Below are 1246 nucleotides of genomic sequence, written 5' to 3' on the forward strand. Positions count from 1 at the left end.
CGAAGACAGAATACGACGTAGAGAAAATCAGCAATCTTTGGAATCAAAAAAAGGGTGACTTTGTCGGAACCAACTGCCGTATCAATAGCTATGCGCTCTTGAAAAATTCAGTCACGATCCCAAAACTTGAAAAGAATGATCAGCTTCTTTTCGTGGATAACGATGCTATCGATAAGGGAAAGGTGTTTGATGCAAAAGATAAGGAAGAGTTTGATATTCTATTTTCTAGGGTAGCGACGGAAGCAACGATGGATGTAAAAGTTCATGCGCAGAAGATGGAGAAATTCTTCTCACAGTTTCAATTCAATGATAAAGCTCGAATGTTGTCTGTTGTGTTGCATGATAATTTGGATGGAGAGTATCTTTTTGTTGGGCACGTAGGTGTTTTAGTGCCAGCTGAGGAGGGTTTCTTATTTGTAGAGAAACTGACTTTTGAAGAGCCTTATCAAGCAATTAAGTTTGAGAGCAAGGAAGATTGTTACAAGTATTTAGCTACAAAGTATGCGGATTATACAGGTGATGGACTGGCCAAACCTTTCATTATGGATAATGAAAAGTGGGTTGAAGGATATTAAGCTAGGCAAGGGAGAAGTAGTATGGAGACAGTAGTAGCACTTTTAGTTGTCATTCTTATCGGATTCTGGGCTGTAAACATTCTCAAGCCTCGTAAGGCAAATCAAAAAGAAAGATTTTTAGGCTATATGCAGCGCTATGATATAGAAGGTGAGGGTTATCAGTCAGAAGTCTGGGAAGTGACGGAAGATGAGAATGAGAAATAAGGAGGAGAGTCCAAAAACAGTAGATATCTTGCCTTTTTCAAGAAAGGGGACCAATAGGAGGAAACATTATGGGAATGATTGCTAATTATCAATATCTGTCTGACAATGAATTAAGCCAAATAAAGCGGTATTCTCGTCAGGAAGAGGAATTGCTTGACTTGGTAGAGGATTATCCTGAGGGAAATGATACGTTGATAGATATTGACAAAATGTGGGATGCCTTGCTCTTTGTTATGACAGGTTTTAATAGTTCAGAATTTATGGATGACGACCCCTTGAGAGAAGCTGTCTTGGGAGTGACTCCTTTAGAAAATGTATCGGAGTATATAGCCTATACTGAACACTCAAAGATAACTGAAATTGTCCAAGCTTTAGAGAATTTTGATATGGATAAGGCTCTGGCTGACTTTAGCATGGAAGCATGCAAGAAGGCAGATTTGTATCCCGATATTTGGGATTATCTTGAT

The 1246-nt window shown here is 38.8% G+C and carries 3 protein-coding genes; all 3 read left to right on the plus strand.

The window, feature by feature from the left end:
- Positions 1-575 (plus strand): DUF4300 family protein (locus GMD6S_RS09220; protein ID WP_000618766.1); only part of this gene is annotated, 575 nt, incomplete at its 5' end.
- A gap of 21 nt (positions 576-596) precedes the next feature.
- Positions 597-779, plus strand: coding sequence for a hypothetical protein (locus GMD6S_RS09225; RefSeq protein ID WP_000451082.1), 183 nt, complete (start codon positions 597-599; stop codon positions 777-779).
- 68 nt (positions 780-847) lie between these two features.
- A partial coding sequence (locus tag GMD6S_RS09230; protein ID WP_000525331.1) for a YfbM family protein occupies positions 848-1246 on the plus strand: 399 nt, incomplete at its 3' end.

It is taken from the genome of Streptococcus sp. GMD6S (genome assembly GCF_000297015.1).